At 33.4% G+C, this 19,897-nt stretch carries 21 protein-coding genes and 1 tRNA gene; 9 read left to right on the top strand and 13 right to left on the bottom strand.

The genetic code is table 11. The features are described from left to right. Window positions 1–237: 237 nt before the first annotated feature. On the bottom strand, window positions 238–741 hold the full coding sequence (locus tag ACPUVN_RS06690; RefSeq protein ID WP_426357358.1) for an Lrp/AsnC family transcriptional regulator: 504 nt from the start codon (window positions 739–741) through the stop codon (window positions 238–240). A 136-nt stretch (window positions 742–877) separates the two neighbouring features. Between ACPUVN_RS06690 and ACPUVN_RS06685 the strand changes: the two genes are divergently transcribed. Beyond that, window positions 878–1,408: a peptidylprolyl isomerase gene (locus ACPUVN_RS06685; protein ID WP_426370254.1), complete on the top strand. Its 531-nt coding sequence runs from the start codon at window positions 878–880 to the stop codon at window positions 1,406–1,408. Between the two features lie 147 nt (window positions 1,409–1,555). After that, entirely contained in the window at window positions 1,556–2,047 is a 492-nt protein-coding gene (gene tnpA / locus ACPUVN_RS06680) for an IS200/IS605 family transposase (RefSeq protein WP_426370253.1), read from the top strand. Window positions 2,048–2,067: 20 nt separating this feature from the next. On the opposite strand, the gene ACPUVN_RS06675 is transcribed toward tnpA, so the two are convergent. The 4 genes from ACPUVN_RS06675 to ACPUVN_RS06660 are packed head-to-tail and all read right to left on the bottom strand — an operon-like array spanning window position 2,068 to window position 3,670. After that, window positions 2,068–2,583 (bottom strand): M24 family metallopeptidase, encoded by a 516-nt coding sequence (locus ACPUVN_RS06675; protein WP_426370252.1) that lies wholly within the window; start codon window positions 2,581–2,583, stop codon window positions 2,068–2,070. Further along, the gene (locus tag ACPUVN_RS06670; protein ID WP_426370555.1) at window positions 2,543–2,890 is read right to left on the bottom strand and encodes a M24 family metallopeptidase; all 348 of its coding nucleotides are present in this window, start codon (window positions 2,888–2,890) and stop codon (window positions 2,543–2,545) included. Before ACPUVN_RS06670 ends, ACPUVN_RS06675 begins: the two co-directional genes overlap by 41 nt. 42 nt (window positions 2,891–2,932) lie before the next feature. After that, on the bottom strand, window positions 2,933–3,478 hold the full coding sequence (locus ACPUVN_RS06665) for an aminopeptidase P family N-terminal domain-containing protein (protein ID WP_426357351.1): 546 nt from the start codon (window positions 3,476–3,478) through the stop codon (window positions 2,933–2,935). Between the two features lie 18 nt (window positions 3,479–3,496). Next, window positions 3,497–3,670: a hypothetical protein gene (locus ACPUVN_RS06660; RefSeq protein ID WP_426360562.1), complete on the bottom strand. Its 174-nt coding sequence runs from the start codon at window positions 3,668–3,670 to the stop codon at window positions 3,497–3,499. A gap of 368 nt (window positions 3,671–4,038) precedes the next feature. Here ACPUVN_RS06660 and ACPUVN_RS06655 point away from each other — a divergent pair, with 368 nt between their 5' ends. Both ACPUVN_RS06655 and ACPUVN_RS06650 read left to right on the top strand, forming a co-directional pair. Continuing rightward, window positions 4,039–4,914, top strand: coding sequence for a TonB-dependent siderophore receptor (locus tag ACPUVN_RS06655; protein ID WP_426370251.1), 876 nt, complete (start codon window positions 4,039–4,041; stop codon window positions 4,912–4,914). A gap of 6 nt (window positions 4,915–4,920) precedes the next feature. Then, window positions 4,921–6,330 (top strand): TonB-dependent receptor, encoded by a 1,410-nt coding sequence (locus ACPUVN_RS06650; RefSeq protein ID WP_426370554.1) that lies wholly within the window; start codon window positions 4,921–4,923, stop codon window positions 6,328–6,330. Window positions 6,331–6,437: 107 nt separating this feature from the next. Here the strand turns inward: ACPUVN_RS06650 and ACPUVN_RS06645 are convergent, their stop codons facing one another. Beyond that, entirely contained in the window at window positions 6,438–7,202 is a 765-nt protein-coding gene (locus ACPUVN_RS06645) for an SDR family NAD(P)-dependent oxidoreductase (RefSeq protein ID WP_426357349.1), read from the bottom strand. Between the two features lie 464 nt (window positions 7,203–7,666). Between ACPUVN_RS06645 and ACPUVN_RS06640 the strand changes: the two genes are divergently transcribed. Next, window positions 7,667–8,605, top strand: a complete 939-nt coding sequence (locus ACPUVN_RS06640) for a 3-hydroxyacyl-CoA dehydrogenase (protein ID WP_426357348.1) — start codon at window positions 7,667–7,669, stop codon at window positions 8,603–8,605. A 102-nt stretch (window positions 8,606–8,707) separates the two neighbouring features. Here ACPUVN_RS06640 and ACPUVN_RS06635 read toward each other — a convergent pair whose 3' ends face one another. The 5 genes from ACPUVN_RS06635 to yejK form a co-directional block, all read right to left on the bottom strand. After that, window positions 8,708–9,217, bottom strand: coding sequence for a hypothetical protein (locus ACPUVN_RS06635; protein WP_426357347.1), 510 nt, complete (start codon window positions 9,215–9,217; stop codon window positions 8,708–8,710). Window positions 9,218–9,608: 391 nt separating this feature from the next. Next, complete coding sequence (locus tag ACPUVN_RS06630; RefSeq protein WP_426357346.1) at window positions 9,609–10,439, bottom strand: M23 family metallopeptidase; 831 nt, start codon at window positions 10,437–10,439, stop codon at window positions 9,609–9,611. Then, window positions 10,432–11,313: a 6-pyruvoyl trahydropterin synthase family protein gene (locus ACPUVN_RS06625; RefSeq protein WP_426357345.1), complete on the bottom strand. Its 882-nt coding sequence runs from the start codon at window positions 11,311–11,313 to the stop codon at window positions 10,432–10,434. Before ACPUVN_RS06625 ends, ACPUVN_RS06630 begins: the two co-directional genes overlap by 8 nt. 10 nt (window positions 11,314–11,323) lie before the next feature. Next, window positions 11,324–12,355, bottom strand: a complete 1,032-nt coding sequence (gene pyrC, locus ACPUVN_RS06620) for a dihydroorotase (protein WP_426370250.1) — start codon at window positions 12,353–12,355, stop codon at window positions 11,324–11,326. Window positions 12,356–12,499: 144 nt separating this feature from the next. After that, window positions 12,500–13,567 (bottom strand): nucleoid-associated protein YejK, encoded by a 1,068-nt coding sequence (gene yejK / locus ACPUVN_RS06615; protein ID WP_426357343.1) that lies wholly within the window; start codon window positions 13,565–13,567, stop codon window positions 12,500–12,502. A 78-nt stretch (window positions 13,568–13,645) separates the two neighbouring features. Between yejK and ACPUVN_RS06610 the strand changes: the two genes are divergently transcribed. From ACPUVN_RS06610 to ACPUVN_RS06600, 3 genes are all read left to right on the top strand, one after another. Continuing rightward, window positions 13,646–13,879, top strand: coding sequence for a DUF1414 domain-containing protein (locus ACPUVN_RS06610; RefSeq protein ID WP_304369235.1), 234 nt, complete (start codon window positions 13,646–13,648; stop codon window positions 13,877–13,879). A gap of 34 nt (window positions 13,880–13,913) precedes the next feature. Then, window positions 13,914–15,632 (top strand): DUF3413 domain-containing protein, encoded by a 1,719-nt coding sequence (locus ACPUVN_RS06605; protein WP_426357342.1) that lies wholly within the window; start codon window positions 13,914–13,916, stop codon window positions 15,630–15,632. A 243-nt stretch (window positions 15,633–15,875) separates the two neighbouring features. Beyond that, window positions 15,876–15,952 (top strand) — tRNA-Pro (locus ACPUVN_RS06600). A 168-nt stretch (window positions 15,953–16,120) separates the two neighbouring features. Here ACPUVN_RS06600 and ACPUVN_RS06595 read toward each other — a convergent pair. Both ACPUVN_RS06595 and ACPUVN_RS06590 read right to left on the bottom strand, forming a co-directional pair. Further along, window positions 16,121–16,351 carry a hypothetical protein gene (locus tag ACPUVN_RS06595; RefSeq protein WP_426357341.1) on the bottom strand — a complete coding sequence of 77 codons (231 nt, stop codon included), beginning with the start codon at window positions 16,349–16,351 and terminating at the stop codon, window positions 16,121–16,123. 316 nt (window positions 16,352–16,667) lie between these two features. Then, a complete protein-coding gene (locus ACPUVN_RS06590) occupies window positions 16,668–18,554 on the bottom strand; it encodes a tetratricopeptide repeat-containing diguanylate cyclase (protein WP_426370249.1) in 1,887 nt (628 codons plus the stop codon). Between the two features lie 785 nt (window positions 18,555–19,339). Between ACPUVN_RS06590 and ACPUVN_RS06585 the strand changes: the two genes are divergently transcribed. Further along, window positions 19,340–19,741, top strand: coding sequence for a type II toxin-antitoxin system HicB family antitoxin (locus tag ACPUVN_RS06585; protein ID WP_426357339.1), 402 nt, complete (start codon window positions 19,340–19,342; stop codon window positions 19,739–19,741). Window positions 19,742–19,897: the final 156 nt, after the last annotated feature.

The following is a 19,897-nucleotide window of genomic DNA, read 5'->3' as shown; positions in this document are numbered from 1 at the left end:
ATAATATTTCGAATTTCGCACATTAAACAAAATTATCAGTGGCAAATCAATGAAAAACATATTTAATTGACAGATAGAATGACAACACATTGATATACATGTGTTTTATAATAAATATTAGATTAATATAGGTAAAAGTTAACAAGTAAATATATGACTTTAAAAGTATTTATAAGTCAGTACATTGTGAACTTAACTATTATTTTGTGAGTACTTTATATAGTTAAAAACTATAGGTTAGTTTTCTTGTGTTTTCCACTCTAAAGACTCTAGTGGATATCCGCCAAACCATTTTGGTACATCTAATACAAAATGAGTAACGATTTTCTCAATTCCTAAGTTATCTTGTAATATCTCATCACAAACTCGGTTTAATTCTTCTACGGTCGAACTCATCATAAAAGCGATATAATCTATACCTCCATTTACTTTCATACAATCAACTACTTCCGTATATTTCTTTATACCTTTCTCGAATGTTCCGCATCGATCATATGTATTACTCGCTAAAGTAAAGTGAGCATAAGCTTTAACATTTATACATATTTTATCTACATTTGAAACCATGGCATATTCAAGAATAAAGCCAGAGTCTTCTAAGGCCTTTACACGCTGTAAACAAGCGCTCGGTGATAAACCAATAAGCTCTGATAAGTCATTGTTACTAATACGTGCATTATTTTGTAATTGAGTCAAAATCTGACGGTTTAGTCTATCTAACTTGATATGTTTTTTAGCCATGCCCTTTCCTACTATAATAAATAACGATAAAGAATATATTCTGAGGTTTTAACACCCAAAGACTAAATTATATTTTTTAAAAATGTCTCATAATAACTTTTTAATTATTCCATTAGCTCTATTAAATATAGGAATCATGATGCCATTATCCCCTTCAGTTTTGATAAAAACACCTCTAGGAAACATAACACTGGAACTCTTTATTAAACAAGCGCCTGTTACTGTTTCAAATTTTCTCAACTATGTTGATAAACAACTATTTGATAATAGTAGCATCTTTAGAATTGTAACAGATAACAATGCTAATCAAGTCGAAGATGAAAACGCTAAAATAAATGTTATACAAGCAGGACTTCCACCTGAACATTCTAGTTTATTAGCTGGCATACCACACGAATCAACTGAAGAAACAGGCATATTGCATAAAGATGGAACTGTATCAATGGCTCGATTCGAGCCTGGTAGTGCTGATGGTAGTTTCTTTTTTTGTGTAGGTAACCAACCGGAGTTAGATTATGGTGGTAAACGCTATCCTGATGGATTAGGTTTTGCTGCTTTTGGACAAATTATTAAAGGCAGAGAAGTACTAGATTTGATCTACCAAAAAGCTGAGAAAGAAGAATACTTAGCTAACCAAATTACGATAACGTCCATAAGTCGCTGTTAAACTGCACCAAACGAATAATGATGTAAATTATTATTCGTTTGGTTGCTTACTAAATGCTTATTTAACTAGCGAAGCGTAAATCTCGGGGGCTTGCCCCCGTGCTGGATAGTGTATACTGGGGGGACCCCAGTAAATGCTATTCTTCATATGGAACTTCAAAGAAATACACATCATGTCTTTAGATTAATGTACCACTTTGTGTGGATACCAAAGTATCGACACAAAGTCTTCATTGAACCTTATCGTTCAACAATGAAAGCAATTATTCAAAAAGTAGGATATGACTACGATATTGATATCGTAGAGTTAGAAATTCCGAGTGACCATATTCATATGGTTATTAGAGGGATCCCTAAACAGTCGCCAAGCGATGTTATGCAAATAATTAAAAGTATAACTGCTCGTGAGTTTTTTAGAAGTTATCCTGAAATTAAAAAGCAGTATTTCTGGGGCGGTAAATTATGGACACAAAGCTTTTTTGTTGAAACGATTGGTAACGCAACAGAAGAAGTTATCAGGAAATATGTTCAAGAACAGTTAATCGAATTAGATGGTAAAGAAATTAATAGCGATTTTAAATACTTAATTAAAAATGGAATTAACTGTTTAGAGCTAATTCCTTCTAATTTATATTATTGATATTTTATTTGTCGATATCACTATAATTGCCTTGTAGCTTCTTCTAACCAAATAATATTTTCCTTATCAATCAATGGTGAGATTTTTGTATAGACATCCAAATGGTAATTATTTAACCAGTCTATTTCACCTTCACTGAGCAATGAGGTGTTAATCAAATTTTGATCAAATGGTACATAGGTTAATACATCAAACTTTAGCATGGGTGTTTCTGCGTCTGAGAGCATTTCACATTCATTAATCAAATATAAATTTTCATGACGTATACCAAATTCATTTTCTCGATAATAACCAGGCTCAATAGAAACAATCATTCCAGAACGTAAACCAACGTTAATATTGAACTTTGCAATACGTTGAGGCCCTTCATGCACGTTAAGATAATGACCCACACCATGACCTGTTCCATGAGCATAATCATAACCATGTTGCCATAAATATTGTCGAGCAAAGGCATCGAGATGTTGGCCTGTTGTACCATGAGGAAACTTCATTTCAGCTAAAGCTATATGGCCCTTTAAAACTAAGGTAGCCATTTTTTTTTTGCTCATCGGTTACTCGACCAATAGCAATGGTTCGTGTTACATCAGTAGAACCATCGAGGTAATGAGCGCCCGAATCAAGGAGATATATACTATTATTGTTCATTAACTTAGGCGTATTATCTTTATGATTGTAGTGACACATGGCAGCATTACTACCAACAGCTGAAACCGTTTCAAAACTTGGTTCTTGATATAAATCATCTTTCATTCTGAAACTTTCTAATTTATCTGAGAGTTCAGCTTCATCATAGAAAGAGTTTGAATTAACTTGAGAATCGAGCCATGAGAGAAAATTTATTAGTGCTCCAGCATCTCGAAGGTGGCAGCCTATAAAACCAGATTATTCATATGGATTTTTTTGTGATTTTAACAAACTTATAGGATCTGAAATCTCTATATATGTCGCATTGTTCTTTTGCAAAAGTGCTACTAAGCCGGCGTTTGTTGTATTAGGGTCAAATTGGATTCTTTCATTTCTAATCGATTGTAAATGATCATCTAATAAGCTTTCACATTGAAAAATCACATCATCATCAAAACTATTTCTGACTTCATCCGATAGTTTTTGCCTATCAAGGAAACAAATGACACTTCCATTTTGACTAATTAAAACGGTGCCATAAAAAACAGGTAGACAAGGAATATCACTTGCCCTTAAATTGAGTAACCAACAAATAGAATCTAAATTGGTAATGATCGCACTATCGACGTTAGCTGACTTTAATAAATCACCGACTTCTTTTCTTTTTATATAACTGGCTTTTCCATGATACTTTTCATCGAGTATTGATATTGCGTTTACTGCATTTACTTTAGATCTATTCCAGCACAAATCAATTATGTTTTTCTTGATCGATATACGCTGCATATTATTTTGTGTTAACACATTGGTGATATTTTTAAACTAGGTAAATGAATGCAGTTTTAAATCTATTCCTATTCGAGAGTTTTTTGGTAATAATTCTGATACCCATTGACTTGTTTCAAACTCAGAAAGATCTTTAAGTGAATAGACTTCCATATCAACTTGAACTTTATATCTCCCATCTACAAATATAATCGCTGAATTTTTTAAAATAACAACGGCTCCTGTTGTGCCTGAATAACCAGTTAACCATTTTAAACGGTTGCTATACTCAGAAACTTATTCTTGAAGATATTCATCTTCATGTGGGACTAAAAATTCATCTAGCCCAAGCTTTTCCATTTCATCTCTAACAGCTTCTAATCTGAGGTTGTATTCAGCACCCATTTATTTCTCCATAACGACTTACTTATAATTCTTGTGCAACGATATTACAGAGAGCACGAACTGATTTATTTTTAAATAGTGTATTTTAACTGCAATATCTTTTGTTTTTTATACTCTTTATCTTTATTATATTCATGCGAATGTAAATGAATCGCATTTACATGAATGATGTTTTTAATAAATTAACGAAGATTATGATAAATAAACATAAGATACTCACCAAGGGAAAAACAACAGCTTTAAACGTAGGAATAATGGGGTTGGTACTGTTATTCAGTAAGTCGGTTATTGCACAAGCCGTTGATGAAAATATAAAAATTGAAAAAGATATAGAAAAAACAACCGTTGTTAGCCGTATTTTAAGTGGTGAATTCAGAGATGATTTTGCAGACTCTGCAACCAAAACTTATACCCATAACCCGGATATCCCCCAACCTGTTGATGTTATTAATCAGGCATTGATAGAAAGTCAGGGCTCGCTAGAATTATCTGATGTTTATCGTAACTCTGCTTCAGTTAATGTTTCAGATCCTTTAGGACACACTAATATTCGTGGTTTTCGTTTAAATGAAAATAGTGGTGGCATTCTCAAAAATGGTTTACGTGATGTGAGTCAAGGCTTTGCCTTTCAACCTCTTGCCAACATTGAAAAGATCGAAGTGCTTAAAGGTGTTAGCTCAGCTTTGTATGGCAGAGGTGAACCGGGTGGCATTGTTAACTTAATTACTAAAAAACCGTTAGCTAAAAACTTTACTGAAATATCGGTAACAGCAGATTCAGACAGTATGTACCAACTGAACTTAGATACTAATGCTAAGTTCAGCGATAAACTTTTATTCCGTCTTAACGTGCAATTTGATGAAGGTGATAGTTTTCGTGATGTTGCTAATCGCAACCGATTATTTATTGCGCCTGCTTTAAGTTATCAAATTAGCGACTCTCAAAAATTAACGGTTGAAGCTGAGTTTAACGATTTTAAACAAACACGTGATCAAGGTATAGCCGCTATAGACGGTGATATTTACGCCCTACCTAAAGAAACATTCTTAGGTGGTAATACCGATGTTTAAACTCAAATTACAACTTTTCAAGCAACATATGAATGGTTCATTAATAACGATTGGGCTTTAAATACTAAGTTTCGAATAGGTAAAGACGATACTGACGATGCGTTATTCAACCCCTTAGATGAAAGTCTTCAAGGTGCATTAAACAGCCCTACTCTGTTTTTAGATGATGAAGCACGTATATATCGCACGTTTACGTCTGCTGATGATGTAAAAGATGAAATCAATGTAGATATTAACTTAATAGGCGCTATCAAAGCATTTGGCGTAGAGCATCATGTTCTATTCTGCTTAAATACAAATACACGAAAAATTGATAGAGAATCACAGTTTAATTACAACGCACAATTATATTCTGTATTAAGTTCAGTAAACCCAGCGTTACCCCCGTATGGATTAACAGTCTTTGTTGACCCGTATGATCCACAAGATGCTGAAATTATTACATTGCCTGCTGCATTAGGCTTTATCGCCCCATTCTTTAATCAGCAATTTGAGTTTAGTGATCAACTGGGTTTTGAATCAGTTAAAACAGAAATAACCACTACGGGTATATATTTTCAAGATCAGATAAAGTTTAACGATCATTGGCAACTAGTACTTGGTGCTCGTTATGATGAGAATAGTTTTGAGCTGGACAGTACGCGTTTAAATTTAGCTCAGTTTTTTGGCGGAAATATTGTTACAGATCCAACTATTACTGCCGATCAAACTGAAGGTGAGTTAATTCCTAAAGCTGCATTGATTTATTCTCCGCAAGATAATATGTCGATTTATGCAAGCTATGGTCGTCAATACGACTTAGCTTTAGTGGCAAGCGAAGTAAGACCTACAGAATCCGAAGCTTTCGAGCTTGGGTATAAATGGGATGTAACTGAAGACTTATCAGCATCTTTTGCGTATTTTAATATTGAAAAAACTAATATTGTAGACACAGGAAATTTACTTCAACCTGATGTGATTGATGAAGTGGTAAGTGAAGGTTTTGAAGTCACCTTACTTGGTCGTGTTAACCCTAACTGGGTGATCAGTGCTAACTATTCTGATTTTGATGCTGAAATTACAGAAGATATTAATAATCGAGACAATGAAGGTAATCGCTCTAGAGGTACACCAACTAACAGTGGTTCGGTTTGGGTTCAATATCAAGCTAATGAAAGCTCTGATAAAGGTTTAAGCCTAGCGCTTGGTTTAAATTATGTAGGTGCACGTCCTGTAGATAACGCTAATACTTTTGAATTACCAAGTTATACATTGCTCGATTCAACAATCAGTTATCGTATGTCTGAACAATTAAGTGTACGTGTATTATTAGAAAATTTAACCGATAGAGAATGGTTTAGAGGTTCTTTTAACTCTCAGTCTATTTTTACAGGTAATGGTCGAAGAGCTCGCTTTACCCTTGATTACCTTTTTTAAATGATGTTCTAAGTGAATAAAACCGCCAAACTTTACATAGTAAGCATGGCGGTTATTTTTTATTTAGTGTTTCGTAGCTCAGCAGTTTAACTAAGTTAAATAAAGATTTACTGTGCCGTCCAACCACCATCTACTTTATGGCTACTTCCTGTAACAAGGCGACTCGCGTCAGATGCTAAGTAAATAACTGCTCCCATAATATCTTCAACCACACCAACATGACCTAGAGGTATTTTGGTTAGTGTATCTTTTTGGAATGACTCCGAATCAAAAAAAGCTTCTGTCATTGGTGTTTTAATGAAAGTAGGACAAATGCTATTAACTCTTATCCCATTTGGTGCTAGTTCAACCGCCATAGCTTTGGTTAAGCCTTCGATGGCATGTTTAGTCATACAGTAAACCGTACGATTAGTTGCGCCGATATGACCCATTTGAGATGACATATTAATGATACTACCGCCCTGTTTATTAGCTAACATTTTATCTGCAACTTGTTGAGCAACAAAAAAACAGCCCTTAATATTGAGTTGTACCAACTGGTCGAAATGCTTTTCAGATACATCAACAAAAGGCTCAGGAATATTAGTGCCTGCGTTATTAACTAATATATCTACCTTTGGTAGAGCACCAATTCTTTCAACAATATCCTGCATTGATGTCATGTCTGCTAAAAGTGCTTGAGCCGTTTGTCCCATTTGTTCAATCTCAGCACAAACTTCATCTAGCGCCTTTTTACCACGGCTTACACATATAACATGAGCACCTTGTGCAGCTAACGCAAGAGCTGCAGCACGTCCAATACCTTTACTGGCACCTGTTACCAGTGCAATCTTTCCGTGTAATGAAAAAGATGGAGTTGTTGGAATAGTCATATTAAGTCTCATAGCGTTGAATTTATTTATGTTTTATCACCCGATGACTTCGCATGCAATGACATACATCAATACGTTTTTTTATGAATACTATAAATTATATTTTTAAACTAAATAAATCGTTAACCCTTACTTCATGTAGGTATAACTTAAGGTTTGATATTAAGTAATAAGTATAAGAGATTCTTGTTATTACTTAGTTAGCGTTACTTGTTGTGCCGTTATGAAGTAAACCTTGTACTTGAAATTTTCTATTTCTGGTTTAAACAAGTATAGGTGTCAGTAACTGTTAACTAGAGTTAATAAAAGTGCATCCGAATGCAAGTTAGTTGAATTGTAAGAAACAAATTATTAAACCATAGGCTTTTGTTGCGGATAAAAACTGAAGACTAATAAATATAAATATTTCAGTACTGGTTATGGCAGTCATTAATTAAAACTTTCACAACATAATAAGGGCAATCATGAGTAAAATAACAATAATTGGAGCGGGACTGATTGGTTCATCATGGGGGATCGTTTTTGCTAAAGCGGGTTACCAAGTCTGTATTTTCGATAAGAATGAGAGCGTTTTTGATATTTCAAAAGGTTATATAACTAGTGAAATAAAAGCTCAGGCAGAGGTTAATAACGAAGATGCTCCAATAGGTTTAGTTGAATCAATAGAATATACAACAGATCTCAAAACAGCAGTCAAGAATGCTTGGTATATTCAAGAGTGTATTTTCGAAAGATTAGACGTTAAACAAGAAATATTTGCTGCACTAGATGCTGTGATTGAAGATGGCACTGTGTTGGCAAGCTCTTCCTCTGGTATCCCTAGCTCAGCTTTTACAGAAGGACTAAAACACAGAGCGCAATGTTTAATTGCTCATCCTGTAAATCCGCCACACCTTATACCATTAGTCGAAGTTGTTCCTGCACCTTGGACAGATCCTGTTGTTGTAAAACAGACGATGGATTTGATGACAGAAATTGGTCAATCACCCATTTCAGTTAAAAAAGAAATTGAAGGTTTTATTCTTAATCGACTTCAAGGTGCCCTACTGAATGAGGCTTGGTGGCTTTATCAAGAAGGTTACGCATCTGTTGAAGAAATAGATAAAACGGTACGCGATGGTTTAAGTTTACGTTGGTCTTTTATGGGTCCATTTCAAACGATAGATCTTAATGCTCCTGGCGGCATTGTGGATTATGCTGACCGATTAGCTCCACTGTATTTTTCAATTGCACAAAGCCGTTCTGATCCAAAACCTTGGAGTCAAGATGCCATAGAAAATGCAGGTAAGGAAATTGATCAATTTAAACGCCGACAAGCACAACAAGATCCTCAAGCATGGCGCAATGAGATGTTACGTTCGTTTGGAAAATGGAGAACAAATAATTTCGACCCTAATCTGTAAAGGTTATTCATTGACGTGTGCACTGCACTTATTATTTAAATGCAAGATTCATCAAGAAGCTAATATCGGTTTTAAACTGTTAATACTGTATAAAGCTTAATATTAGTGACTTGGGCTTTGGTTCACACATAAAGTTCGAGTGAAAGTTTCTTGTATGATTTGAGCATCGTTCGAAGCTCTGTGACGTGAGAGTTTTAATTCACTAATTACTTTCTTTTTCATTTCATCCCAGAGATTCATCTGTTGTTCTTTAAGTATCATTTCTATGGCGGACAGACTAAATGTCATTTCTATTTTTGCCGCCTCAAACAATCGGATAAGCCAAGTAGAATCAACCACCCAGCCATCTGAATAAACTATTTTTCCATGTAACAGTTTGTTCAACCTTTTTGCCACATCGTAAGCTGATTTACCATGAATAGTTAATGAGTCACGCTTTATATGATGTAGTTGTTCAGCCTCTTCACTCCAATGCACCCAATTAGATTCTGGCTTGATCAAAGAGCAATACTTACTTTTATCTTCAAAAATTACACCTATTTCAATTGGGTAACTATGAGAGCCAAATCCGGAAGATTCAATATCAAGAATGATTGGGGAATATTTTGCCATTTAAATAAAATATCGTTGTTGTATAAAATATATATAAAACTATAACTTATATTTAAAATAATACGAGAAGATGCACGTTTTTATCTTATTACTGAAGGATATTTAGATGAAATAAGAGCTTTCTGATGAGAATTCTTGCTGCACTGAAAGTATGAGGTGGTTTTGATGTTTTTAGAGGAATATTAAGATAATCAGAAATTGAGTTCGTCCTATTGTCGTTCGCTTTATTCTTAGCTAAAGAGATAGCTAAATAAATGACTGAATAAGCGAGTAAAGAGATAACCAAAGAGATAAAAGTGGGATGTTTCTATCTCTTTGGTTGTTTGATGTCTCAGTGATAGACATCAAATAAAACTAAATAATTATAAAGTAGTTATAAAGTAGTTATAAATTATTTAATGGGCCTTAGATTTAACACAAATGCTGGATCTAAACGAACATCAAACCAGTTAATGCGCCAATCTAAGTGTGGTCCAGTCGCTCTACCACTTGCACCAACACTAGCAACTAAATCACCTTGTTTAACAAAGTCACCTGTTTTAACTTTAGATGCGCTTAAATGTAAAAACGTTGATGTTACGCCATGTCCGTGATCAATAATCATGGTGCCACCAGAATAAAACATATCAGGTACCCATAATAATACTTCACCATCTGCTGGCGCTTTTACTGGGTCGCCTGTTTTACCTGCGTAATCTAAACCAAAATGAGGTCGTTTCTTTTCGCCATTAAACACACGTTGACTACCGTAAACACCGGTAATAGTTCCATCAATAGGCGCAATAAAACCTTGAGCAAAAGCAGTATTACTACTTAACGTTTTTCTGGCTTCTTTAATTTGAGCATTATCTTGTCTAGATCGAGTAACAGCAACAGGATTTGGCTTCATGATACTTTTTTTAATACCGTTAATACGCTGAATATTATATTCACGTAATTCTGGCGTTAAAGTTTTAGTTTCAACAAGCCCTGATTTATGGGTAACAGTGACAGTATGGGGTTTCACTTCATCTCTACCAAAGCCAAACGTAAAATCACCATTTGCCGAAACAGTTAATACTTTGTCGTTAACTTTTACAACGCTATCAGGCTCAGTTTTACCAACAATTAAAGCTCCCTGCTTTACATTATTAGACAAGCTAAATAAGGGTTCAGCACTTACATTGTTTACTGTTAATAAACTGATTGATAAAAAACAAGCTGCAGCAATACGATTAATCATAAGCAATGGCTCCCTTTTGTACGCCTTCATACGCGATAACTTTAATCGTATCATTTGGTTGTGATTTTTTAAGCTGTCGACAAATAAAGTCTGCCAATAATTCTACGGTTGAATCACAATCTACAACATCTAAAACATTCGAAGGTACGGCAATATCAAAACGGCCTTGTGGTGCAAAATATGAAAAGTATTCATGCTTATCAGTTAACTGCGTTTGTGCTGAGTTTGATAATTGAATGTCTGATTTTTCAATGCGATCACCTTCAGATGCGATATAAATATCTGCCCAGCGATCACACCACATTTTTTCTAGTGAGAAGTCACGTTGATCATTTTTAAATAGCTGTATTTTAGAACGATGACCATGAGCAATACGCTGACAGTTGCCATCATGCAGTTTCAAACCATGAGTATAATGGTAGTAATCTGTATCGATAACTTCTTCACGTAAAACGATAGTTAAACCGCTAACGTTGTCAGGTAATTCAGCTTTAATTATTTTAAGCAGAAAATCAGTCACTGAAGCTATGTCGATTTTGTTAGTTGGTAACTTAGCAAAGGCTTGAGTTGGTGATTGTAAAAAATACGAACCACGTTCACTAACAACATCAACATACTCACTGTCTTCTTGAGTTGTCGATTTCTCAACCGAGATCATGCTGCTATGCATAGGTAACAGTAATTTGTGATCTACTGCTTCATCTATAATGGCTTTGATTTGCTTTTTTACTACGCCAAAGTCGAGCACCATGCTCATTTCGTTCAACTCGCCTTCAAGTAAAACATCAACAATCCAGCTCTCACCTACAATACCGCGCTGTTCACAACAGTAAGAAAAGTCTATAACGGTAAGATCGTTTACAAATAATTGCATTCAGTAATCCTTATTCGCTTACTTGCCAGTTAATGGTTTCACTTGCTCTAACAGGTACAACAACATCGTCGCCGAAAGCCATAGTTGCAGGAACATCCCATTCTTTCTTAGTTAATGTGATTTTATCTTCATTAACAGGAAGGTTATAAAATGCAGGACCGTTTAAGCTAGCAAAAGCTTCTAGTTGCTCTAAAGCATTTTCTTTATCAAATACTTCAGCATAAAGTTCTATTGCGGCATGCGCAGTATATGAACCAGCACAACCACACGCAGATTCTTTTGCATGTTGTGGATGTGGAGCAGAATCTGTACCTAAGAAGAATTTAGCACTACCACTTGTTGCTGCTTTTATTAACGCATTTTGATGAATGTTACGTTTTAAAATAGGTAAACAGAAAAAGTGAGGTCTTATGCCGCCAACTAACATGTGGTTACGGTTATATAATAAATGATGCGCAGTAATAGTAGCTGCAACATTTGAACCTGCCTGCTCAACAAAATCAACCGCTTGCTTAGTTGTTATATGTTCAAGCACTATGTTTAAGTCAGGATATTTAGCGACAAGTGGTTTTAATATGGTGTCAATGAATACGGCTTCGCGATCAAAAATATCAATCTCAGCAGCGGTAACTTCGCCATGTATAAGCAAAGGCATTTGGTGTTTTTGCATAGCAGCAATTACTGGCGCTATGTTATCTACATTCGTTACACCTGAAGATGAGTTTGTTGTAGCACCTGCTGGATATAATTTTGCAGCGTAAACAATACCTGAGTTTTTAGCGTCTTCAATATCTTGTGCTGTTGTTTGATCTGTAAGATATAAAACCATTAATGGTTTAAATGTTGAAGAAGGATTAACTGCCATAATGCGTTGGTAATAATCATTAGCTAACTTTGCATTAGTGACTGGTGGTACTAAATTTGGCATAACGACTGCGCGACCAAAATAACGGCTGATGTCTGTTACTGTATTTTTTAATGCAGCTCCATCTCTAAGGTGAACATGCCAATCATCTGGTCGTGTTATTGTTAATGTATTCATAATTAATCCTAAATTTTGGTATTAAAATGAGAGTTTTAAGAACCCTCATAAAAAATTTATTTTCTATATTTTGAAAAAACGCTTTAGCTTATAAAGTAATTAGTTTTTATTTTATAGCCACTTAATGGTAACGCGTTTCTTTGTCTATTCGTGTTCATCGTTAAATGGATTGTTGTTTTTGGCTTCGTTTTCTAATAATGCCAATAATTGTGCTTTCAAATTTGGTGGTACTTTATAAAGGGTTAAACTGTCGTTAGCTGCGTTATAAACAACATCTTGACCTAAATGCCCACGCTCAAAACTTACACTGATACCACTGCCATAACCTGAGTATTTTGTAACTTTATTGACGATGGCTTGGTCATGCGGAAACGTTTCTTCAATTGGATAAGCTTGCTCCTGACAGAAAGAATAAAAATCTTTACCTTCTTCTTCATTCTTTAATACTTTGCCAATTTCTTTGATAGATACGTCTTGGTCAGTCGCTTTTTGTTCTTTACAGTAACTCAGTAATTCCTTACGAGCTTCTTGCTTTTCTTGTGGATCAAGTTGGTTTACAGAAACGTAATCTTCTACTGCTTGAACAAGTGTTTGAGTTTGTTCTTTTGAGTTTATACCTTCTTCACAACCTAAAAAGTCTAAAAAGAAGTCAGATACTTTACGTCCAGCACGTCCTTTAATGAATGAGATGTAACGATCACCATCAACATTTTGCTGATAATCAAACAAATCAATACGTGCAGCAAGTTGTAACTTGTTAGTATCAAGGTGTTTATCAGCTGATATATTCAATTCACCATCTACAGAGTAATGCTCTGAAATTGGAATAATCGCAACTAACAAGTAACGACCACCCATGTATTCATAATGGCAAACAATTAAATAGCCTGTTTCAGCAAGATCGTATTTCTCAATTTCATTTTTTAATAAATTAGCCGCTTGTGTGCTAAAAGTATAAAATGATTGAGCATCGCCTAAGTAACTTTCCATTACATCAACAAAACGCGCAGCATCACCTTCAGCTGGCATTGATGAAAAATTACCATAGGCTTTACTGCCTTTGCTGTTATAAATTTTATGAAGTGAATCAACAAAACTTTCTATTTTTAAACCTGGTTCAATGTTTTCAGGTCCAAAACGTAGTGTTACTTCACCCGTTTCTTCAATTTTTGATAAAAAATGCAGTGCAATGTTAGAAATTATTAAACTCATAGGTAATGGTCAGTTTTATATTGTTTGGGCATTTGATAAACTAGCGTCAGTTAATCATTTGCAAAATTAAGTATTTAAATGCCTATTGTATCCAAGTATTCAAACGAACGTGTAGAAAAAATCATTCAAAATTTATTTGATGTCCTTATTAATGAAGAAGCAACGCCTGACTTAGCACTTATGTGCATAGGTAACGTTATTACTGAAGTCATTAATAAACAAGTCCCAGAAAGCAAGCGTGAAGCAGTTGTAGCCAACTTTACAAAAGCGCTTAAGCAAACTGTTGAACAACAAAATAAACAATCGAACTAATTTTAACAATAAAATCAGAGAATAAATATAACCAATGGTTTCATTTGAGTCTAAATCTTATAGTAAACGGCTATTACATTTAATTAGTTGGAGCCATTGGTTTACTTTTTTCAACGTTTTAATTGCAATTTTATTATCGTCTTTGTATGTGTTTGGTGAGAAATCACCAGACACACTTATCGGGCACTTCTATTTATATATAACATGGGCTAGTCATATGGGTTTTTTAACCTTTATCGGCTTTGTGTTAATTATATTCCCGATCATATTAATTTATCCTAGAACGCAGTTTATTCGAGTAACTGCTTCATTAGTATTTACAGCAAGTTTAGTACTGCTGCTATTAGATGCATTTGTTTACAAACGTTTAGGATATCACTTGAACGCGTCTTCGAGTGACCAAATAATTTTACTGATCAGTAATCTTATTTCTCATAACACCCTCAAATTCTGGTTAATTACTACCTCAACAGCTTTTGTTTTACTCATCATTGAGTTGACGTTAAGTAATTATGCTTGGAAACACCTAAAAGATTTACAACGTGTACCTTACGCTAAGTATGTTGTTCACGTGTTAGTTGTGTCATTTTTTATTAGTCATTTCACTCATATTTGGGCTGATGCTAAATGGAATTATGATGTATTAAAACAAGATACCGTTTTACCTTTATCGTATCCAACAACAGCTAAAACATTATTGACTAAATATGAACTGTTTGATGCGAATAACTATACTCAAAACAAAGAAAGTGCGCTTTCTCTTAAACATAAAATAAGCCCATATCCTGTTTTATCAAAGCAATGTAGTGTAGTAGAGCCGCTTAAACAGTCTGTATATATGGTATTAACTGAATCTACATTAACAGAAAATAAAATAGAGGCTTTTGCTTTAAAATCAAGTGCTTCAACTATTGACTTAGCAAGACACATTAATAACGCGTTACCAAGTGATTCATGGTTTAACCTACTTTATAGTTTACCTTCTATCTATAAAGACAATATAGCTGAACAAAATGTTAAGCCTCTTTTATTCCAAGAAATGGCGCTAAAAGATATTGCAGCAAACTTAACAGTAATAACGGAAGATGGTGTTATCCCAGAGTCAATTTGGTTTTCACAATGGCTGAATACAACTTCTGTTACTGAAGTTTCTTCATTAATATTTAGTGAAAAAGAAACAGAAAGTGACTTTACTGATAATTTGAATCAACCAAAAGCTGGCTTACATATATTGTACTTCGATGCTGACAACACAGCGCAAGCAGAATTATATATAGACGCCCTGCTTCTTGCTCAACGTCAGAAGGATGTAAAAGATATTATTTGGGTCAGCTCTATGGGTAACAAGAATATTCAAGACAGTTTAGCTATTAAACCGTCGTTATTGATTATGCCAGGACAAGCCAGTAATAAGCTAAAAAGATTAACAAGCCATATGGATATTCAACCTACTTTACTTAGCCAATGGCTTAAATGTGACGGTTTAGCGTCAACTATTGTAAATGGGCAAGATATACTAACGGTTAAGTCAAATCGAGTTATCGCTAATACAATTGATTCAGGTATTATCGTGTTTAAGAAAGATAAGTCCGTTTTTATTGATAACAATGGTGAATTCCAAAGTTATTCAAGACAATTGAAAATGCCTATTTCAGCTAATGCTGACTTTCCATTGATGATTGATGGCGTTAACTTTATTAAACGATTTAACGAAAGCCTTGATACTGAAGTTATTAAAACGCCAGTTAATTAAGCAAATCAACTGTAAATACTAGTCTAAGGAAACAACTGTAACTAGCTGTTTCCTTAGATTTAAATATCTGAAAATCCTCCACGTACAAACCTCTTTGTTTTTATAACAGTCAGATAAAACTCATACGTTTAATTTAGATTGCATTCATCTTATAAATCATTAATATACTCATCTCGTACACTTAACCTCCGTATTTATAATAAGTGTATGTGGGAAGTATTGAAATTGATAATACTGAACAATCGGGGTGTAGCGCAGCTTGGTAGCGCGTGCGTCTGGGGGACGTGAGGTCACAAGTTCGAATCTTGTCACTCCGACCATATTTATCAAAAAGCCCGTTTAATATTTATTAAACGGGCATTTTGACAAGTGTTTTATTCATCATCTATTCTGCATAGATTCTATTTGTTTAATCGCTTGTATCAGATTAACGTCTATATAGTGTTTTTAGCTTGAGCCTCATAATTTTAAATGATGTTTAACAACGATTACTTTATAACTAAATACACTTTTTCAGATAACTTTAATTGTTTTGTAAACTTATTATCTTCAGCTCGCGATTCTTGAAGACTCTCCCACGTCATATCAGTTAACCCCAAATCCTTAGCAAACTGCTCAGCAAATGCTATCAGTTTATTGGTATGCATAGATTCAAATAAAACTTCCGATTTTGACTCGTCAAGAGAATCAGTTTTATAAGTTAATTTGTGTAATTTCATTGGGAATAGCTCCTTGGAACATAACAATTAATAAAAGGTTGGTAGATCAAGCTTTTGGGAGCGACGAACCAAACTTATTTTCTTCGTTTAAATATAGCTAACTTAATCATAACTCTCAATAATTTACTTAATCTTAATTTACACTTTGGACTTCCCATAGTTTACTAAGCATCAAATGAGTTACATTGTGACTTCAATTAGATGTGTTTATAACAAAGGCAAATAATTTAGACAATGATTGAATTTTGCCACCTAGACCAAATAAAAAAAACACTTTAAATATTTCTTTAAAGTGATTTTATATATATATAGTAAGCTAAAATACTATTTGGTCTTTTCCATTATCTTTCGCTATATAAAGTTTCTTATCAGCCTTAGAAATAATACTTGCAACACTTTGGTCGGTGTTTTTGTCAAATGATTCAACTCCTACACTAAAAGTTACTTTGTGATTTTCAGCTAATCCTTCAATATGTAATTGAGAAAAATTTTCTTTTATACGATTAAATATTTCTTGTGCTGTTACTTTTGATGAATTTGGTAAAACAATTAGCCACTCTTCTCCACCATACCTTCCATATTTGCCATAGTCGTAATCATCACGCATAGAGTTTTTACATGCTTTAGAGAAAGCAATAAGTACGTTGTCACCAATGTCATGTCCATAAGTATCATTAAATTGTTTAAAGTTATCTAAATCAACCAACCCAATAGTTAAGGAGTTACCTTTTGACATAGAGTTATCTAAACAATGATTGGCATACTCCAAAATAGCTCGTCTATTAGGGCTACGAGTTAAATGGTCTCGAAGTGCCATTTTTTTAAATCTATCTCGTAACTGAATTTGTTTATATAACATAAACATCACTATAACCAAAGAGATGGAACCTACACTAATAATTAAGTACCAAAGATATTCAAGTTTCTGTTGTTGCTCTATTTTGAATTTTTGCAGTTCATTTTTTTCCATTAAAAGCCTATTTTCTGTATCTTTTAGTTGGGAATCGAAATGAATACGTTGTCGCTCCACATCTTGTTTTTTCTTAAGTAAGTGAGCCTTTTTAATTATTTCTACGTTTTTTATTATAATTTCAGTAGCAGACTTGTAGTTACCTTTTAATATCTCTAAACGATACAGCAATTCTTGATAACGAAGAATGTTTTCAGAGGTAGGAAAAGTATTTAATAAACGTTTACTTGAGTCTAAACTTATTTGTGCGTTATTAGCATCTTTTATCGCTATATAAGCCTCTGCTTGTCCATTAAGAGAAACAAACTCAGAAATTTTATCGTCAATCTCAGAAAAAAACTCAATTGCTTCATGGTATAAATTGATGGCTTTATCCCACTTTTTTTGTTTAAGCGCTAAATCAGCTAAACCACGTTTAGACCACATTAAGCCAATTTCGTCATTTAACTCTATATTTATTTCAATTGAGTTTTCATACATCTGTTGTGAAAGAAGAAAGTCATTATTGAGTAAATAAGCCTTACCAAGATTATATAAAATAACGGACTGATCATATTTAGCATTGTTTTTTTTACTTATGTTTAAAGACTTTAAATAATAAACAATACCTTCCTCATAGTTTTTCATACGAATGTTAGTTGTACCTAACTCCCCTATTACTTGATCTAAAAGGTAAATATCATTTAATTTTTCAGCAATGTCATAAGCTCTTTTTAAGGAGTTTAATGCTTCTGAATAATCAGTAAGACGACTTTTAATCCTACCTGCTGACAAATATACTTTTCCTAGGGTTTTATCATCTTTAATATTGTCAGCTTGCGATAATAAAGAGCGATATTTATTATTAAGTTCATGAGTATAGCCTCTTCTTTCTAGTACATTTAATTCACATATAGAAAGCCTAACTAAAATAATAGGATCGTTAAATTCCTTAGCGATAGGAATTATTTCACTTAATAATCTTTCAGCATCAATAATTTGTTCAAGTTTAATTAAACTTTCAGCTTTTAGAGTAGAAGCCTCTAAATATACATTGTTCCAATTAAGTTGTTTACTCTGTTTTATTAAAGGATCAAGAATATCTACTATTTCTTTAGGTGTTTCATATTCTTTTGGATTCAACGTAACTAAATAATGCAGTGTTTGTTGTTCTGATTCGTTTATTACTTGCACTTGAGCATGTAGTGAAAAACTTATCCACAAAAGTCCAAATATAAAATATTTAATGTTCATACATCCCTTGTATAAATACCATGACTTCAATATACACATTGAAAATGTTAATACATAAGAAATCTAGCTCTTTAATATGCATAGTTATGGTAAACCTAAATTTATAGCTTACTCTTTAAAATCTATATGTTATAAATACTTAGTATTGTATTTACAACTAAATTATTAAGCTTTTAAGTAAACGTAATGTATGAATATATGAATCTATAAATATAGTCTAAATTTTGTATTTGTCTATACATTTACTTTTACTCATTGCTACTAGTTCTTTGTTAATACCTATAAATTCATGCTTCAAATTATTAGTAGTAAATTAACAAAACGTACTTGTAATTAACAGTTACCCACATAAATTTTGCGAGTTTTTAAACACTATCTAAATATACATATTTATTATTTTTATCCAATGTTTCAGCGCTTTTTTTATCTTAATAAAGGCAAATAAACAAGGTAACTATTATATTAATTGATTTTATTTATATGTTTAAACCCCACTACTTAATATCAATTACTTTTTAAACAGAAATTTTTAGACATCCTCGCTTATCTTAATGCACCCCTAGCCCCTCTATAAGATAAAATAATTTTAATAGCTATATATACGCTCTATCGTAAGTGAGCATTCACACATCAAATAACAGGGTTATCACAACCCTAAAAGCCAACTTAAATAGAGTTACTAGGGTTGTTATAAAGATTAACCTTGGGGTTGCTGGGGTTATTTTTATATTTACATTTAGAGTTGCTGGAGTTATCTTGGTATGAGTTTGATTGAGGACAAATAAATGAAATATCCTGTAATGATTAATAGAGAAGATTTAACGAATATCTACACACTTACCGTAGTAGATTTACCTGGTTGTAATGTTGATGCTGAGAGTATTGATGAAGGTTTAACTAAGCTTAAAAAAGCTGTTGATGAACACTTAGAAATTTTGGCCGAATATGGAGAAGTTATCCCTAGTGCAAAGTTAATTGATCATCATATGGCAAAATATGAAAATGTTATTTGGGCCATTCTTGATATAGACATTGTTCCCTATTTAGGAAAGAGCCAAAAGATAAATGTAACGCTTCCCGAGTTACTCATTAAAAAAATTGATGCACGTGTGAATAAGTCTGCTGATCATAAAACACGTTCAGGTTTCATTGCTTCGGTTTGTTTAAATGAATTATCTAAAGATTAAAATCTCAATAGGTTTATTTTATTTGTAGAGAGCATTCGATAAGTAGAATTTGTAAAATGTGTTTGAGTAGGTAAAATTTTTATTTTAGCGGTGGGATATTTTTAAATAAAATATTTTTCAGAATTTAACTGGGTGAGAATATTTAACTAGCGAAGC

This window comes from Pseudocolwellia antarctica (genome assembly GCF_049933045.1).
Lineage (GTDB): Bacteria > Pseudomonadota > Gammaproteobacteria > Enterobacterales > Alteromonadaceae > Pseudocolwellia.
Note: the sequence above shows the minus strand (reverse complement) of the source record. Positions and strands in the feature narration are given on the sequence as shown.

Coding starts and splice junctions, on each gene's coding strand:
- ACPUVN_RS06690 (WP_426357358.1), bottom strand. CDS start 741: ATGGCTAAAAAACATATCAAGTTAGATAGACTAAACCGTCAGATTTTG.
- ACPUVN_RS06685 (WP_426370254.1), top strand. CDS start 878: ATGATGCCATTATCCCCTTCAGTTTTGATAAAAACACCTCTAGGAAAC.
- tnpA (WP_426370253.1), top strand. CDS start 1,556: ATGGAACTTCAAAGAAATACACATCATGTCTTTAGATTAATGTACCAC.
- ACPUVN_RS06675 (WP_426370252.1), bottom strand. CDS start 2,583: ATGGCTACCTTAGTTTTAAAGGGCCATATAGCTTTAGCTGAAATGAAG.
- ACPUVN_RS06655 (WP_426370251.1), top strand. CDS start 4,039: ATGATAAATAAACATAAGATACTCACCAAGGGAAAAACAACAGCTTTA.
- ACPUVN_RS06645 (WP_426357349.1), bottom strand. CDS start 7,202: ATGACTATTCCAACAACTCCATCTTTTTCATTACACGGAAAGATTGCA.
- ACPUVN_RS06640 (WP_426357348.1), top strand. CDS start 7,667: ATGAGTAAAATAACAATAATTGGAGCGGGACTGATTGGTTCATCATGG.
- ACPUVN_RS06635 (WP_426357347.1), bottom strand. CDS start 9,217: ATGGCAAAATATTCCCCAATCATTCTTGATATTGAATCTTCCGGATTT.
- ACPUVN_RS06630 (WP_426357346.1), bottom strand. CDS start 10,439: ATGATTAATCGTATTGCTGCAGCTTGTTTTTTATCAATCAGTTTATTA.
- ACPUVN_RS06625 (WP_426357345.1), bottom strand. CDS start 11,313: ATGCAATTATTTGTAAACGATCTTACCGTTATAGACTTTTCTTACTGT.
- pyrC (WP_426370250.1), bottom strand. CDS start 12,355: ATGAATACATTAACAATAACACGACCAGATGATTGGCATGTTCACCTT.
- yejK (WP_426357343.1), bottom strand. CDS start 13,567: ATGAGTTTAATAATTTCTAACATTGCACTGCATTTTTTATCAAAAATT.
- ACPUVN_RS06610 (WP_304369235.1), top strand. CDS start 13,646: ATGCCTATTGTATCCAAGTATTCAAACGAACGTGTAGAAAAAATCATT.
- ACPUVN_RS06605 (WP_426357342.1), top strand. CDS start 13,914: ATGGTTTCATTTGAGTCTAAATCTTATAGTAAACGGCTATTACATTTA.
- ACPUVN_RS06595 (WP_426357341.1), bottom strand. CDS start 16,351: ATGAAATTACACAAATTAACTTATAAAACTGATTCTCTTGACGAGTCA.
- ACPUVN_RS06590 (WP_426370249.1), bottom strand. CDS start 18,554: ATGAACATTAAATATTTTATATTTGGACTTTTGTGGATAAGTTTTTCA.
- ACPUVN_RS06585 (WP_426357339.1), top strand. CDS start 19,340: ATGAAATATCCTGTAATGATTAATAGAGAAGATTTAACGAATATCTAC.